This is a genomic window from Clostridium drakei, assembly GCF_000633595.2.
GTDB classification, from domain to species: domain Bacteria; phylum Bacillota; class Clostridia; order Clostridiales; family Clostridiaceae; genus Clostridium_AM; species Clostridium_AM drakei.
In genome coordinates, this window is the sequence record NZ_JIBU02000023.1 from 111,275 (window position 1) to 128,425 (window position 17,151).

At 31.2% G+C, this 17,151-nt stretch carries 15 protein-coding genes; all 15 read right to left on the reverse strand.

Going from position 1 to position 17,151, the window contains the following annotated elements; all coding sequences use genetic code 11:
• Window position 1 precedes the first annotated feature (1 nt).
• Window positions 2–2,485: a hypothetical protein gene (locus EG57_RS0212320; protein WP_032077513.1), complete on the reverse strand. Its 2,484-nt coding sequence runs from the start codon at window positions 2,483–2,485 to the stop codon at window positions 2–4.
• A 16-nt stretch (window positions 2,486–2,501) separates the two neighbouring features.
• Complete coding sequence (locus tag EG57_RS0212325; RefSeq protein ID WP_032077514.1) at window positions 2,502–3,602, reverse strand: hypothetical protein; 1,101 nt, start codon at window positions 3,600–3,602, stop codon at window positions 2,502–2,504.
• Between the two features lie 46 nt (window positions 3,603–3,648).
• A complete protein-coding gene (locus EG57_RS0212330; RefSeq protein ID WP_032077515.1) occupies window positions 3,649–4,533 on the reverse strand; it encodes a hypothetical protein in 885 nt (294 codons plus the stop codon).
• 15 nt (window positions 4,534–4,548) lie between these two features.
• A complete protein-coding gene (locus EG57_RS0212335) occupies window positions 4,549–5,133 on the reverse strand; it encodes a hypothetical protein (RefSeq protein ID WP_032077516.1) in 585 nt (194 codons plus the stop codon).
• A gap of 19 nt (window positions 5,134–5,152) precedes the next feature.
• Complete coding sequence (locus EG57_RS0212340; RefSeq protein ID WP_032077517.1) at window positions 5,153–6,145, reverse strand: hypothetical protein; 993 nt, start codon at window positions 6,143–6,145, stop codon at window positions 5,153–5,155.
• A gap of 11 nt (window positions 6,146–6,156) precedes the next feature.
• Window positions 6,157–6,402 carry a hypothetical protein gene (locus EG57_RS0212345; protein WP_032077518.1) on the reverse strand — a complete coding sequence of 82 codons (246 nt, stop codon included), beginning with the start codon at window positions 6,400–6,402 and terminating at the stop codon, window positions 6,157–6,159.
• A gap of 19 nt (window positions 6,403–6,421) precedes the next feature.
• Entirely contained in the window at window positions 6,422–8,698 is a 2,277-nt protein-coding gene (locus EG57_RS0212350; RefSeq protein ID WP_032077519.1) for a hypothetical protein, read from the reverse strand.
• A gap of 12 nt (window positions 8,699–8,710) precedes the next feature.
• Window positions 8,711–10,249: a hypothetical protein gene (locus EG57_RS0212355; RefSeq protein ID WP_032077520.1), complete on the reverse strand. Its 1,539-nt coding sequence runs from the start codon at window positions 10,247–10,249 to the stop codon at window positions 8,711–8,713.
• 14 nt (window positions 10,250–10,263) lie between these two features.
• A complete protein-coding gene (locus tag EG57_RS0212360) occupies window positions 10,264–11,337 on the reverse strand; it encodes a hypothetical protein (RefSeq protein WP_032077521.1) in 1,074 nt (357 codons plus the stop codon).
• 2 nt (window positions 11,338–11,339) lie between these two features.
• Window positions 11,340–11,951 (reverse strand): hypothetical protein, encoded by a 612-nt coding sequence (locus tag EG57_RS0212365; RefSeq protein WP_032077522.1) that lies wholly within the window; start codon window positions 11,949–11,951, stop codon window positions 11,340–11,342.
• 7 nt (window positions 11,952–11,958) lie between these two features.
• Window positions 11,959–12,294, reverse strand: a complete 336-nt coding sequence (locus EG57_RS0212370) for a hypothetical protein (protein WP_032077523.1) — start codon at window positions 12,292–12,294, stop codon at window positions 11,959–11,961.
• Window positions 12,294–13,382, reverse strand: coding sequence for an XkdQ/YqbQ family protein (locus tag EG57_RS0212375; RefSeq protein ID WP_032077524.1), 1,089 nt, complete (start codon window positions 13,380–13,382; stop codon window positions 12,294–12,296). Before EG57_RS0212375 ends, EG57_RS0212370 begins: the two co-directional genes overlap by 1 nt.
• A complete protein-coding gene (locus EG57_RS0212380; protein WP_032077525.1) occupies window positions 13,372–13,809 on the reverse strand; it encodes a hypothetical protein in 438 nt (145 codons plus the stop codon). Before EG57_RS0212380 ends, EG57_RS0212375 begins: the two co-directional genes overlap by 11 nt.
• A 12-nt stretch (window positions 13,810–13,821) precedes the next feature.
• Entirely contained in the window at window positions 13,822–16,473 is a 2,652-nt protein-coding gene (locus tag EG57_RS0212385) for a phage tail tape measure protein (protein WP_032077526.1), read from the reverse strand.
• Window positions 16,474–16,685: 212 nt separating this feature from the next.
• Entirely contained in the window at window positions 16,686–17,138 is a 453-nt protein-coding gene (locus tag EG57_RS0212395) for a hypothetical protein (RefSeq protein WP_032077527.1), read from the reverse strand.
• Window positions 17,139–17,151: the final 13 nt, after the last annotated feature.

Sequence of the window (17,151 nt, forward strand, 5' to 3'; positions counted from 1 at the left end):
CTTAATACCACAAATTAGTTTGTTTAGAGTCTGATTCTATAAATTCAAGTACTGGTCTAAAACCACCTGTGCTTGCTATTTGTGAAGAAATGCCAAAACCAACTCCACTCCAAGTAACTGAATTATTGACATTTGCTCTAACTATTCTTCTTGTACTATCAATACTGCCAGAAGTTCCAGTCTTAGATGTAAATGTTGCAGTTAATGGGGTATCTTTTGTCCAGGATGAAAGTAGAATAGTATGCCATATATTATCATCCCCAGAAGTTATTTTGCCCCCAAGATCTGAGTTCACAATATATTTATCCCATTCGTTTGTAACTGGCCATGCACCTTTACTATTCTCAGTTAATGATTTATTTCCATTAGCATCTGAAAAAGCATAACCACCTGAAAGAGAACGAATCATATGTGGAAAATCCTTTAGAAAATAATTTTCAGAAGTCTTACTTGTGTAAAAATAGTCTAATTTTATATGCTGATAACTTGTTGAAGTAGTAGAAAAACTAAACTCAAGTAAGCTATATGCTATCCAGAAGCCAATTGGAAAAGTAGCAAGATTATTAACATACACTAACTGACCATCCACACTTAAACCAATTTTACTAGTTAACAAATTAGTAAAGATAACTATTTCTTTATTTATGATACTCCCAGTATAAACAGGGTTACCTCCATTAAAGCTATCTAAACTAATAGAGTTCTTCCTAAAGTTAAAATGATTATATGACTTCTCAGGCATATGTGAAATTGATATTAGGAAGTTAAGATTATCCCCTATATCAGATATTCTAAACTTATTTATTACTATTCCAGTAGTATAATCTGAAAATTGCCAATTTTGCATACAACTCCTTGTATTATCTGTACTCTTTATATTCATTTCATTTTTCATTACTTTTGAGTAACTACTATATCCATTTGTGTAACCAACCGTAGTAAACATATCAGTATCTACATAATCTGTAGGTTGAAAAGGGAGTATATTTCCCTCTATAAACTTTGCACTATTTAAAACATCCCAACTAATATTAGTTTGTAATACTCTATCAGCTACTAAAGTACCCTTAGCTGTCTTCACAAAGTAAAATAATCCATCTGGTGTAGCTGTTCCTGTGACTGAAATTTCATCTACAGTACAAGTACCAAGCTCTGAAAAATAGCCTACTTGTCCACTAGTACTTGCAGTGTATCTACATGGAATACAATCTCCTACAGCCATACCTAATAAATTAGAAACTTGATTTAATGTTGGATGTACTAAGTAACCAGTTGAATCTATGTCTATTGCATCAAAATTTATTTGTCCAGGAGTAGGAGTTAGTTCAACTTGATGTATTTCATTTGATAGTGTAAGATTTTCATATACAACTATTTGGTAGGTTGTAGTTGTTGCAGAAATATCAAAAGTATAAGATATTCCATCAATTTTAATAGTACAAATTCCATAACCCATTGCTTTCCAACAAATTATTCTTAGTTTGGTTCCATAAAATTTAAAACTTATCTTAGCTGTGGAATCACTGCTCCAAACACCACTACCTCCACTTTCACCTACAGAATGAACTACCCAAGTCCCATTGTATAAAAATCTACTATCAACATTATCATATCTTCTCCATCCTGTTTCTGGAGCTGTAAGTTGTATTCCTGTGCCCAGTAAGTCGCCACTATCATCTATATCAATAGCATCTATTCTAAGGTAATTACTTTGAGTATTATTTATTGTAACAGTATGTTGTTTATTTTCAAGAGATGTTTTTTCATAAACAAGTATTTGTTTATATTCCTTTGGATTAGATTCACTAAAAGTTTCTATAATATCATTATCTATGGTTATTTGAATTTTAGAACCACTACTTGAGTCTATTGAAGATATAATTCTAAATTTAGTACCATAGAAATTAAATGTTACTTTTGATATTGTATCAAAAATATATTTCTGAGAACCTTTGTAAAAAGCAGAATTATTATCTATATACCACGTACCTGTATATAAAATTCTATTATCCATATTGTCATATCTTTTCCATCCTATTTCGGGAGAAATAAGTTGTTGTCCTACTTGAGTAACTAAATAGCCAGTACTGTCAATATCAATGGCATCGAATACAAATGAACCTGGATTTATTACTGTAATGACTACACTGTGCCTAGTATTAGTTAAATTGATTTTTTCATAATCTAGAGATTGATAAATGATAGAACCATATTGGGAATAATATTCTTTTACTCCATCTATGGATATTTCTATTCTGTTTGATCTATCTGTGTAGATACATCCTATAATTCTTAGCTTTGTACCATAAAACTCAAAAGAAACTGTACCTCCATTACTGCCTGGACCAGTTCCAGTATATCCTCCATTGTAAAGTGAACCCGCGGAAAGCTTGGTAAGAAGAGTGTATTTAAAGTTACTATTAGAATCATCATATCTTCTCCATCCACTTTCGGGTGTGGTCAATTGTTGTCCTATTGTTGCCATATATTATCACCTGCCTTTATACATAATTCACAGTATAAACACCACTTGCATAGAAAGTAACTTGTAGTGTTTGTTTATCATCTAATAACTTGTAACTCCAATTAGCTTGTGGAGTTATACTATAAGTTCCAGACTCATCATACTTAACATCTGTCTGGTCCACATAGCAAGCGTCTGTGGAATAGGTTTGTTTACAGTAATAAGCTATTCTTAGAGAGTTTGATGAATTTCTTGCAGTTGCTAATTGAGCAGCTGTTAAGCCATTTAGAATACTCTGAGCCATAAAATTAGCTTTCACATCATCTATATTATTGACATCTACAGTCTTCCAACTAGTACCATCAAATACTTGATATGTGGTACCATTATCAAAGCTTAATGCAAATTTAAACCCAACAGAGTTTAGAACTATACCAGTTAGATTGACTATAGCAGAAATGTCTATATCATTCTTACTCAAAATTACTTGGTCCTTTGGAATTACTCCAATAGTAACTTGAGTATCATTTTGGGATATAGCATCTCTGGTCTTGTAGAGAGTCTCATCAATCTCCACCTCATAACACTTATTAATACCAACATCACTATCAGAAATCCAAGAGATATTAATATTATTGGCAGGATACATCTTTCCATCAAAATTAAGAGAGCCTGCTGCAAATGTATAATTAGCTCCAGAGTCAAATGTATCAATGTTCTTAACTAACCCTTTAGCTCCTTCAGTAAATGTTAATACTGCCAAAGCTAATAATAAATTATCAACAGTTCTACCCAAGTTTATATTCACAGAATATGGACTAGAAGAACTGGCAGTAACAGCTTGTTTTAATAGCTGTCTTATGTTTGATGTCCCCACAGTTAAGTTCTTAATAGCTGTGATTATATCGGGCCAATTACTATCTACAGTTACACTTGTGCAACCTTTGGCAATTAATGCTGTAACTATATCTGACTTAGCATTATTGCCACATTGAAAAACCTCATTTAGGGCATTTACACAGTCAATCGATTTACTCTCTGTGTTAAGAGCTTCTAGTAATTTAGTATCTAAATTGCCTAAATCCCCAATCTTTAAATCAACTTTTTCTAAGTCTTCTTGAAGTACTACTTTATTCAAAAGCTATCACTCCTTTAAAAGAGAGGAAGTATATCTCCCCATTTAATTAACCTATTGCTACAACTTTTATTGAATCAGCTGCTGGAACTGTATCAAATGTAAATGTTATTTTGTCAGTAGCAACATGTATTCCACAATCTACTTTATTGTCTGAACTATCATACGCTGAAACATCTAAATCCTTCGTTCCAAGAGTATTTGTCACATCTATGGAAGTAGCTGAACCATCACCAATAGTTCCTGTAACTTTACCAAGTACAGTCTTATTGAATTTAAGTCCACCTTCATCATCGAATGCCAATGAAGCATCTGAGGACAATTTAACTGCTAAACTGCCATCTCCATTTTGTGATATACCTTTGGTAGTATCAGCAACATCAGTACCTAATTTTTCTTTAGTAATGGCTTTATCCTTTACATAAAGTTTACCATTAACATCTATACCAATAGTAATATCATCATATTTAACATTGAAGGTACCTCCAACATTATCTAAACCAGTACCATTAGTAATAGTAGAGAAGCCTCCATAAGTCCAAGAAGTATTGAACTTGTAGAATTGACTATCACCCCTATTGAATACAAGAACACCAGGACCTTTAGCGGAAACATCATATGCAACCACAAATGATGAACCATTATATTCTACTATATCATTATTCTCTACTCCAGTGATTACACCAAAGTTAGCATGCAATTTAGTAATATCAGTTAAGATATATCTAGCACCTTGTGTAGTAGTTGGAGTTAAAGTAGCATCTGTCTGGATTCCTAATACATCAGCTTGATAGTCTAGTCCAGATATTGCCTTCTGTATTTCTGATAGTACATAACCTCTATTAGCAACATCTCCATTATCTACTGGTACTGGTAATCCCACTATCTTAGAAACTCCACCAAAATTTAAACTTACTAATACATTTTTACTCATTAACAACACTCCTCTTTAATATATTATACATTTTCCCATGAATGAGATTTCTGAACTAATGGTTAAGTTATCAGAATCCTCATAGTGGATATCCACAGAATCAGTTATTCTGTGATTGGAATTATCCACAATGTCTAATTTGGGGTATTGGAAATTCTTTTTGTGATTAATACTCCATGTAATAATTGGGGTACTTTGTACATATATGGATGGTTCATCTGAGCTTAGGGTTGGTGTAGTTCCACCCGATGTATTCCCCCCACCAAAGACTAATATGGTTACTGAGTATTTTTCAGATACATCTTCCACAAAACTTATATGTGTATTGTCTAATACAGTATAATCAGCATTCTTAGACATCTTTACACCCTCACGAAGTACCCACATCTCAATACCTTTACTAGAATCAGGTGTCTCAAATATCTTTTGGGGTGAGGCTCTAATATCTGAAGGATATTCTTTAAATTGTGGAGCTAGATATTTATTAATCAGCTCATTGATTTCATAACTACTATATGTAGTTTGTGTGGATATATTGCCATCATCTATAACTGCACTTCCATCCAATGGTGTATTGGACATTTTAAAAAATCTACTCAAATATACTCACCTCCTTTCGCTATTCTATGATTAGTTGAAAGTCTCTTACTTGGAAATTATGATTATTAATAGACTTATATATATTCACATATACAATTATTTCTTGTTTTGGTTTAATCTCAGGTAGAGCTAAAGTATCTGTAAATGTATTACCATCAAAACTTAATTGGATTAAGTCTTCAGACTCATCCTTAGTACTAATGGTAAGATTTGAATAAGTATCATTAGTTGAAGAGACATTTTTAATTGTGATAGCTTCACTTAAACTATCCAACATAGTAGGACTGGAAACTGGACTGTTATGATATATAATTTCTAATTCATATGGACTTATGATATAAATGTCCCCATATTGTAAGTCCATAATAGAGCTTGTATATATCACATTGTTTGATGGGTCTAGAAATATTAATTGGCCTTTCATGCATGAATCCAAAAAGATTTCACATTGTAAATTCTCATCAAAGATCCTCCTTCTAATCTCATTGCCATACCCATCCTTAAGCACAGCAATAGTATTTTGGGGAAAATTTAATACAGTAACATGGGATCTCTTATAAACTCTATAATCCTCTAATACAAATGGATTATCACTCTTCTTCTGAAATCCCTGACTTGTTATGGCTTCGGTGATTTTATCTCCACCTGAATTTTTCCATTGTTTACCATCTTCTGAGCTATATACTTGTATATAACCATCTTCTCTAAGTAACTTCCAATATGGATGTTCCCCCTGGGCATCATCTTTAATACCACATTTACTACTAGCAGTTCCAATATAACACTCATTAAAATCACCAGGTTTAAACATTCCCCAATTCTGTTTTTTAATCTCAATAACAAATTCCTCATAGGGAAATAGCCTTTCAATTTTAGTATTAGATATAAGTGACATAGTGTTTAATACTGGGTCTCTAGTAACTGTTGAACTTCCAGCATAATCGCTAAAACTAGAAGTGAGGTAGAAATTATCTACCTCTCTCTTTCCATCCTCCACTTTTAAAAGTATCATCTAATCACCTCTTAAACTGTAGGAGTTATTACAATGTCTATTGGTACTATTTCACAAACCATTATTCTATCTGGTCCTCCAAACATTCCACCTCGGTATATAATATCTTTAGCATAAGCTTGAGCTTCAAGAAAAGAAGTGGTTTGTAATTCTAAAGCCCAACCATAAACATTATGAAAAACAGCCCAGGTCTTTTGCCTAGGATTACCAAAGCTTGTATCACTTTGTGAAACTGGACTATATTGTGTAGAAGACATATAACATCATCCTTTCTAATTATTTTTCACTAGGTATACTCTCATTGAGGGTTCTATCTAATTTCTGAGCTTCAATATTTAAATGTCTCTTTCCTTTTATCTTGTCAAGTTGCAGAGAAATATCATCCCCTAGAGTGTTATCTCTATTGTATTGATTTCTCCAATAATCCATTCTACTAAGGTCTTTCCATATAGGAACAATGTTGAAGTGATGAAGTTTCATATACTCAATCAAGTTAGCTAACAATTGACCTCCAGCTTTTAGACCAGTAAATCTATTACTAGCTCTATCATCAAAGTACACTTTTTCAGCTTCCCAACGAACCCATCTATAGGTTCTATGATATTGTTCCTCTACATCTAGTCTATTAAGTTCTTCTATTGTAGATTCCATATTAAGCCAATCATCCAGCATTTCCATTATAAGCCACATAGCTTCTTGACCTGTACAATAGCACAATTGTGAAGCTTGGTGGTGAACTATTAGACCTACAAGGTTAACCATTTCCATCATGATATTAATAGCTAATGGTATCTCATATAACCCTACATTTCTATCATCATGCTCCATATAGGGATTCACAATGTTAGGGTGTTGGTTATATACTTGAGGTATAAAATCATATGGAACAGCTAAATTATTTTCATTAATATACTTGAGCTTCATACTTTCTATTTGAGTATCCACATCCTTAGATAATGTTCCTTTATAGCCTAATCCATAACTACCAATTAGAGGATAATTTTCATAGTCATAATCAGGCGGCAGTATTTTGCTATCATAATCATTACCCTTAGGAACTACCCACCACCTCTTAATTACCTTTAAACTATTGATTCTATTATTTAGGTCCATAGAAAATGGATTAGTCTTGGATATCCCTTTTTGTGAATCACAATATATATTAAAATTATTTTTATTTAGTGCTTTGTTAAACTTCTTATATATTGGGAATAATATATTTTTAGTTACACTTTTAGGATTTTTCAATTTACATAGTCTAGTAAGGTGAAATCTACCTAGAAATTTAGCTAGATTTATTTTTCCAATAGTAAGGATATTCTCTTTTTTAATGAATTTAATATTCTTAAATTTGTTAATTCTAAATTTATTTACTCGAGAAATAAGCCTTCCATTTTTAGTATGGGTAATACATACTAATGGTGTATATTTCAAAAGTTTAGAAAATCTATTCTTTAATATGCTAAATAAGTTAATTCTATTTAGTCCTTTAGATTCAAAAGCTTTAAGCATATTAAGGGAATTAGGCTTAGATAGTAATCTAAATTTAGATTTATCCATTAATCTAGAACTAATACACCCTAGTAATTTAGTTTGATTTCTATATATATCATGTAAATGGAAAAAGACCATATATTTTTCTATACTCCTGAAATTACAAGAATTTAGATTATTCCTTTTCATGCCAAATTTAATATTAGTTCTATTCATATACTTCATATTACTTCTATTAAGACAAAGGAAGCATTTTGCTCTATCCATATACCTTAAACTTTCACTATAAAGTAGGAATTTAAAAGATTTAAATAGTCCTCTTAATTCTGAGCTCTGTAAAAATTGATTTGAGACTCTAAATATTAATCTTTCACTGATAATTCCTAATTCCAAGGCATTTGACTTATTTAGGACATTGGAATATTTTCTATCTAAAACTTGGAATTGTTTAATCCATATATCTGTAATTTTGGAACATTCTAAACTCTGGCTACTTTGAATATTAACCAAAAGAGCATATCTATTATTAAGGAATATATTATCCTCTCTAGTTATATGTGAATTAAATGACTTTAGTTCTATATTGGACTCTAGCCACAATTGTGGTATAAATCTTCTAAGTAATTTAGATTTCTCAATTTTAAGATTTCTTAACCCCAATGCTAGCATATAGAATTTATCCTTCCATATAACATTATTAAGCTGAGGTTTTAACATTCTAGAAGTATTTGCTTTTTCCAATTGAAAAGAAGGTCTAGGATTTTTAATTATCTTAGTAGAACAATTTAATTCCATTGATTTAGGGGGATCTGATTCTAAATACCTTTCACTATTAGACTTATCCAAAAATACATTACTACTATATAGAAATGCAGCTGATCCATGAGTTATATTCTCCTTATACCTAAAAATAACTTTGGACTTAATTAAGCTTTTTGCCTTATATTCTAATCTAGCAGCATTATACTTAGGGTTATCCCCTGCATACCTTAGAACAAAGGATAATCTCTTAGGCTCTTCAGAATCATATTCGAATCCATTTGAGGTATGCAGTATCAATTTACATCACCTCTATTCTGAGGTAGTTATTGGTATTCTGATAGCCACACAGTACAAATTATTAGCTGAGTTATTAAGTAGCCAATATGGAGCCGATATTTTAAATTTACGATACATCTCTTCATCATCTGTATCTTTCTTATAGGATAATCTATCTGTATCATAGATAGAAGAAACATCCCCTACAAGAACATTCTGTAATTTACCTCTCTCCATATCTATTGGATGTATTAACGTAACATCACTAAATTGGTGTTTCTTTAGATTCCATCTACTGCCTTCAAAATTACATTTATCCATGAAAGCATGACTAGTATAAAATCCTGAGTAATGTGGTTGATAAGGCATTCCAACCTTATTACCTACCATACAAAAATCAGTTACACCTGTTCCTGTTCTTGGCCCGTACTTACGTGTTAGTGTAGGCGCTATATCAGATGATGTAGTAACACCGAAGTTATATATATCATCTGTATAGGCTGAGTCTGCCACAGGCTTAAGAGCTCCAATATATGCATAACTAGTTAAATAATTATTGTATGGATAATTATCTGCTGAAGGATCTCCTCTTAACACAAGATTTATAGAATCCACATTCTGGGTAATCCAATATTGCACAGGTAGCCAATTTCCAATATTGGAGTCTAAATTTTTATACCATGCTAGTCTAGCAGGTAATGAACATTCCTCCTCTACAAGATCTTTGATAGTAATCTGTTGGCCATTCTCCATAACTTGTACATCTTGTATAGCTGTGCCAATAGTAATCTCAATATGGTTTCTATTATCCATTCCAGCTTTTAATTGAGATAGTGCTAACATTTCAGTATTGGTTAACTCCATTGACTGCCTATAGCTAGCTAATGAGTTTTGGTCACTAGTACTTAATAGGTTTGGTGCTAAATGCTCCTTTAGAAGTATTATCACAATATTATCAGAGTAAAACTTTCTATTATTCTTCAAAGCAGTCCAATCAATAGCTTCATTAGAAGTAAGTTCATGAGATTCTTTAAATGTTTGATATCTATTCTGCTCATCTTGAGTCATTGCAATACCATTTAAATACTTATAGATTAGAGTCACCTCATAATCATCAGTAATATTTCTAATAGTTCTCACAAGTTGTATAAAGGTAGTTTCGTCAACATTTAAGCTACTTGAATCTTTCTTAAAGACTGTAGTCTCATAATAGGTAACCCCATTAATAAATGCATTTATTTTTCCAAAATCTAAACTCTCAACATAACTTGCCATTAATTTGTACTGTTCATCAGTTAATGGCTTGGAATTGTTGTACTTGTTTATAAGTTTTTGTTGGTCTGATGTTGGAATTGTAGCTGCACTTCTTTCAAATTTAGTATAGAATGTTCTATCACAATATAGATTATGAGTTGAAACAATTGCATGGTCAGTTATAGTTGAGGAATCAGTAGGATATACCAAAGTCCACTTATATGCTGCTATAGCTTTCTGAGTAATCTCATTAACTAAGGTCTTGATAATATCCTTAACTGAAGTACTTCCTTCACTATAGTATAAATTATCAGCCATCTATATCTCCTCCTTTATATAGGTTTAAATAAATTTAATTTCTTATACTTTAAATCCCAATAAGCTCTATCCCCATTACTTACTGGAAGACAAAAAATACTTTGATCTTGATGAAAAAATTTTTGAAGTTTCTGAATAAATTTAGTATCTGGGTTACTTTCTAAGGTTTGGTCAGTACAAAATATATAATTATCAAATTGGTCTAGTTTATAGTCCATAGCACTTTGCACTGTGACAATATCATAGTCTCCTCCTCCTTGATGAGGTATATTTGAGGACACAGATAAATATTCTATGGCTTTATATTTATTAACAAAATCTTTTCTTACAAAATAATAAGAGCCTCTGGTATATTTCATACCAATTCCAGAAACAAAACATACAGTTACTGGATCAATACCATATAAATTCTGTAAAAATATCATCATAAGTTTGGACATATTCTCTAGTATATCCCACATACTTCCACTAACATCAAGAAATAATATAGTGGAACCTGAAGATGGAAGATTTCCTAGAGTTAAATACTCTACATCCCAATATAATTGCCTAGAGTTTCCACTCTTATTGTGAATTCTAAATATTACATCATCCTCAGGACTTAGCTGAACATGTTTTTTACCAAATCCAAATGGATAAGCAATGGGCAGAATCTTATGTTCAGGTGATTCTTTGAAAGGCACATTAGTCATTAGAAATCTAGATTTATTCTTACGTCTAACTAATAAACTATATAAATCATGTGATTTCCATCCGGTAAGATCCAATTGAATACCTGTTAGAGTAATTTTTTCTGGGGGTTTCCATATGGTATCAAAATCAATTTTTAATGGTGGAACCTCTGACCTAATACCATGAATATGGAACTCACCTTTATACTTTATGCTAAAGACTATATCATCAATTTTTCTGGCAATATCTTTAAACTTATCTTCAGGTAAAAGGTCATAAATCTCATTCATGATCTCACAAGAATCTTTAAATATATCTAACTTATCATCCAAAGCTTTGTGTAAATATGGTTCTAATTCAGATTTAAATTGTTCTATAAATTCATCATAATTAAGCCATACTCTTGGCAAACTCATAATTAAACACTATCTATATTTGTTTGCAGACAATGATAGTCTACCCACAACACTTTATTATTTTGTGATTCATTTACATAATCTAAAACCAATTTATCACCTGAAGATACAGGTTTAGATACAGTTAAATATTTATACTCTCCAAAGCCTTTAGTATAGATGTTTTTAAATATTTGACTCTCTCCTGAAGATGAAACTAACTTTAAATTTATACAATCCTTAGAATTATAAGCTTGATTACTTTGTGAAAAGGTGATGCCAGTAATATATCCAGTAAAATCTATTGAAAATTCCCAGGAATAGCATTTATTAATTCCAATATCATAGAATTGACCTACAATATTGGTTATGCCATTTTGCCCTACCTGAGTAGCAAAATTGTCTAATTTAGCACCTAGAGCATTTAAAGCAGCAATGAGGTTTGAATAGTCCACACCTTGGATTTTATCTTTAATATCATTCAATAGTTGTTCCATAGTATGAGTATCTACACTTATAGATCCTAAGTTTACAACAATACCATTTTTGAGGTAATTAATTAGAGCATCTGCTAGTTCATCGAAGTTTAATACAACACTTGGTAGACTTCCAGTGTTTTTTATTGCTCCACCCATAATGTTATCACTCCTCTATTTCTACTAAATTATCTACTAAACTACTAACTCTATTAACTTGTATAGTTTCTGTGCTTGAATCAGGGAATGTAGTTTTGACCTGATATATTTTACTAGTACCATCTCTAATTAATTCTTGAAACCACTGGTCTTCCCCAGTTGCATATATAATTTTAGTTACTTTCTTACTGCTATCTCTGATTAATTTTATTGGATACTGTATAAGTTCTCCATCCCATCCAGGCTCAATTGAAACTTTATTTCTAAGATTTCTTTTTCTAAGTTCTTGATTAAGAACATAAACTACAGGATCTCTAAAATTTTTAAACCCTTTTTTAGCCATTAACTATCCTCCTTTTCTACTCCAGAAGAAAGTAGCACAGGTATTTCATAAATAGTTCTTTTATCTCTCATACCTTGTAATTGTAAACTATCCTGATAATTATCTGCCGATATATCAGTATCAACGCCAACAACTAAATAATATCCTGGTAATGTATCCTCTCTAAGCAATTTTACAACTTGACTTAAATCTATATTTTTATTTCCTAGTGCAGGTAAAGTTGTTAAAGGAGTACTATTTCTCCACATATCTAAAAATTTATATCCAGCTACAGCCCTTCTTTTAACTTGTGTATTAGCAAATGAATTTTCTACAGTATCGTACCATTTTTCACCATTAAGATAACTAGTCATGCTTGGGTCTTCAAATTTATCATAATTCTTATCACACTTTATCTTTAATATATTTCTCATAAGTGAAGCATCTCTGCCTGCATTAGTAGATGATGTATTTTTATAATCACTGTATGTCCAATCAAAATGATTTACATCTCCAGCACCTTCTGTATAATCTGGATACTGTTCCTCTAATAAAATTTCTCCATTCTTAGTGGCTCTTAAACTTGCTTTCATTGTTTCAAGTAAACTCTGTATAACATCTAAATACACTGTACCTTCTTCTATTTTCAATTTACTTATACTATAATCAGTTCCACCTTTTCTTATAAAAGTTAAATCCACTTTAGTAACTAAGCTTTGTATAACTCCTACTGCTGTAGTATTGGTAAATTCAATAACTTCATCAGTGGCATTTAAAAGCCTATAACTCATATCATGACAATTTAACTCCATAATTTTGCTTTCTTCATCGTAATTATAACTTTTTATTACTCCTGTAAATTCTACTTGTTCATCTACATATACTTTTATTAATGCAAAATTATCAACTATTCCCTCATTGCCCCCTTGATATTCTGCAAGTGGTAATCCTTGAAATTGTACTGATATATTAGCTTCCGAAGTTAAAGTACTTCTACTCTTATTTATTCTTACACTAGTTAAACTATTTTTTAATTTTACTGAATCTTCATCTTTTGTGCTATGACTTGAATATCCAGACTTTTTAAAAATCTCCACTCTACAATTCACTAGTATCACTCACCCATCCGCTTACATCATGATTGCATAACATTTCTGTTGATATATAATAGATATCTCCCTCAATTGTTGTATCCAAATCAAACTTATTTTGAAAATATCCTTTGTAAATCACACCAAATTCATTAATTAACAAAAATCTTTCAGAGAATCTTTTTATAAACTCTAAATATTTATTTGAATTTTCCTGTGTCTCTCTATCTGTCTCGCCTTTGATTTGAAATGCTACAGTAAATTCTAAAATACAATCACTTTTAACATTATGCTGAAATTTACTATAACCAGCTATTGTTCTAACTGATTTTCTAAAATAAGCAGGACGAGGTGGTTTATAATTAGTTATAACACCACCAGTATTAGCCCCATCACTATATTGTAGTTCCAAATTAAAAGTATCTAATCTTGTTGTATCAACCAATTAAACCACCTCCTAATCTCTTAAAACATCATTCATAAATAAATCTGTCATTGCATTTTTTAGTGCATTTTGTGTCATAGATTTAACTTCTCCTGCAAGTTTTGCAGTACCTTTTTCTCCTGTATCTGCTACTGTTACATATAAATTTATTTTAGGTTCAAAATTAAACAATTTAGAATTATTTTTTATGTCCTTTAATCCTTTACTTGAAACTTCTTCATAAGTTTTACTTAGCATAGCGTTATCAAGTTGTGTGAAATTTTTCTTAATAGATAAATTATTAGCACTATCCATTATTTTATTTATATGATTTTGTGATGTATTAACTCCAAGTTCTAAAAAAGCATTTGAAGATACATTTGTTTCCAATGCTTTTTTAAATCCATTTTTTAAACTTTCTCCTATAGATCTAACTTTATCTTCTGTTTTTTCTTCCATACTGCCTATTCCATTTATAAGTCCTTGACCTATGAATTTACCATATTCAGCAAATACTCTAGAAGGGGAATTTATCCCCATTATATTCTTGAACATGTTTAATATTCTATTTCCAAATTTACTCATTTTTTCCAACGCGTTTGGAAATGCATTTTCAAGCCCTTTTATAAGTCCTGAAACAATAGCACCACCAATACCAAAAAAGGCACCTGGCATTCCATCAAAACCATCTTTTAATCCTTTTCTAAATCCTTCCCAAAAAGCTCCTGCTTTTTTCTTAAATCCACTCCAATTTTTTAAAATAGTATAAACTATTAATCCTAACCCAGCTATTGCAGCTACTGTTATTAATACAGGCGGATTAATAATACCTGGTAATAAAGTAAAAATACTAGCGAATTTCTTTAATAAAGTTCCTGATTTTGATAACTTTCCAGTTCCTGTTGATATTTTTGTAAAAGAACTCAAGATGGATTTTGTAGATTTTTCTAAACCTGAACTTGCTTTAGAAAATGTACTATTTAATTGCTTAACACTTTTTCCTGTTCTTGAAAGACTTTTCGTTGTTAGATTTCCTGCTTTATTTATCCCATTAAAATTTCTTGCTAATTTACCTGCTGCTATATTTGCTTCCATTAAAGACTTCGTTAGTCTTTTAGCTTCCATATTCACTTTTGAAAGAGCTGCCACTGTTTTTTTACTTACTGAATTAATGTTAAGAAAAGCTTTTATAACATTTTTTGCTTCCTTAGCAAGTTTTGAAAAAGCCTTATTAACATTTTCTGCTGCTTTACTAACTTTCAAAAGTTGTACTGCTGATTTATCAGCTGCTTGCCCTATATTTTTAACTGAAGAACTTGTTTCATTTGGTGCTTTAGCATTTTTTAAAGTTCCACTTTTTGTCTTACTTGGCGATTTACTCACTGATGGAATCTTTGTTAATTTGTTGAAAGCTTTTACTACTAAATTTGTTGAAGATATAATTTTACCTAATGCCACTATTACTGGACCAAATGCAGCCGCTGCCACTAATACATTAGCTATAACTGTCTGAACAGACTTAGGCAAACGCGTAAAAGCATTAGCCAATTCAGTTATAACTTTAGTAACTAATTTAATTGTTGGTACTAAAGCGTCTCCTAATTTAATGCCGACGCTATCAATTGAACTTTTCATAGAATCAATTGATCCCTTAAGGTTACCCTTCATAGTGTTAGATATTTCTTTAGAAGCACCATCACAATTCTTAAGTTCCCTTGAAAAGTTCTTAAACTTATCAGGTCCTTGATCCACTATAGCTAACATTCCAGACATAGCATTTGAACCGAATAAAGTTTGATAGGCACTAGCCTTCTGTTGTGCTGTTAATCCTGAAGTTTTTTCTTTTAATTGTTGAAGCACATTACCTAATGGCAGCATTTTACCATTGGCATCAAAAAAATTTAATCCCAATTTTTTCATTAGCTGTGAAGCATCGTTCGTTGGATTTAACATATTAGTAAAAGCTTCTTTAAGAATACCTCCAGCTTCAGAACCCTTAATACCCGCTTTTGACAAAATCCCTATTGCTGCAGTAGTATCTTCAAAAGAAATTCCTAAGGCATGAGCAGCTGGTGCTGCACTTTTCAAAGCTTCGCCAGTCTCTTTAATTCCTGATTTTGTATTCACAGATTCCTTAGCCAATACATCTGTAATATGATATGTTTTATCAGCTTCCATACCAAAATCTCTCATAGCACTACTAGCTACATCTGATGCTGTAGCTACATCAGTATTACCGGCAGCTGCAAGATTAAGAATATTAGGCATTGATTCTATAACTTGTTTAGTCGTAAAACCAGAAGAAGCTATATTATTCATACCCTCTGCAACATTTGAAGCACTAAAACCTGTTTCACTTCCTAATTGAATAGCTTTATCTTTTAAATTTTCAAATTCATTACTTGTAGGTTTTAAATTTTCCTTTACTTTAGACATCTTTTCTTCAAAATTCATACTAGTTTTTACTGCTGATGTGCCTACATTAACTAAAGGTGAAGTTACTCCATCAATTGAAGTTCTTCCTGTAATTTGCATAGCATCTCCCAAACTTTTAATTCTTACTGCTAATGAATTTGTAGAATTAGTGAACTCTTTCATTTTTTCTCCAGCACTATTTAATCCCTCTGTAAATTTTGAAGTATCTAATTTCATAAAATTAACCACAGAACTTGCATCAATTGCCAAATTATCACCTCCCTTCTAATCATAAAAAATAACACTCTAGTTAGAGTGCTTTGTTATGTTTCATCATCCATTCTATTGTGTCATTATTAACTTTTTCATGTTTAGTAATATATTTTTTCTCATCAATCCAATTAGGAACTTTAGGATTTTCTTGAGATAATTCACATAAAATATACTCACATGCTTCATCTAAACAAAATGCATCATAATCATTAATTATGTTTAAAATTTTGCTTGGTCTTATCTTGTATCTTTTGGCCATCATTATCACTGAAAGTACTCTTTGTGATTGCACGAAAGGATTTTAAGCCTTCCACCCCCTGTTGACTATATGCCCATAATTCAAACCTTTGAGAGTCAGTTAATTCTAAACCTATTTCTTTAAGTTGCTCTATACTTGGCTCAACTAAAGTATTTTTACATATAATATCAATTATATTTCCATATTCTTTTAAATCTATTTGTTGAATATTTTCCTGATAAAATAATTTTCTAGCTACTCCTAACAATTGATTAGGCACTTGTCCACTATTGCATAACCCTAAAATTGAAAGTCTTTTTACTCTCACATAAAATGGGTTAGTTCCAGAAAAAGGACTTAATTCTATTATTTCTGTAGACATATTTTTTAGCTCTTCTAAACTTGTAATCTTTAATTCTTCCATCTAAATATTTTCC

Excerpts from the sequence above, each read along its gene's own strand:
- EG57_RS0212340 (WP_032077517.1), bottom strand. The coding sequence starts at position 6,145 with ATGATACTTTTAAAAGTGGAGGATGGAAAGAGAGAGGTAGATAATTTC.
- EG57_RS0212345 (WP_032077518.1), bottom strand. The coding sequence starts at position 6,402 with ATGTCTTCTACACAATATAGTCCAGTTTCACAAAGTGATACAAGCTTT.
- EG57_RS0212360 (WP_032077521.1), bottom strand. The coding sequence starts at position 11,337 with ATGAGTTTGCCAAGAGTATGGCTTAATTATGATGAATTTATAGAACAA.
- EG57_RS0212320 (WP_032077513.1), bottom strand. The coding sequence starts at position 2,485 with ATGGCAACAATAGGACAACAATTGACCACACCCGAAAGTGGATGGAGA.
- EG57_RS0212370 (WP_032077523.1), bottom strand. The coding sequence starts at position 12,294 with ATGGCTAAAAAAGGGTTTAAAAATTTTAGAGATCCTGTAGTTTATGTT.
- EG57_RS0212365 (WP_032077522.1), bottom strand. The coding sequence starts at position 11,951 with ATGGGTGGAGCAATAAAAAACACTGGAAGTCTACCAAGTGTTGTATTA.
- EG57_RS0212355 (WP_032077520.1), bottom strand. The coding sequence starts at position 10,249 with ATGGCTGATAATTTATACTATAGTGAAGGAAGTACTTCAGTTAAGGAT.
- EG57_RS0212330 (WP_032077515.1), bottom strand. The coding sequence starts at position 4,533 with ATGAGTAAAAATGTATTAGTAAGTTTAAATTTTGGTGGAGTTTCTAAG.
- EG57_RS0212395 (WP_032077527.1), bottom strand. The coding sequence starts at position 17,138 with ATGGAAGAATTAAAGATTACAAGTTTAGAAGAGCTAAAAAATATGTCT.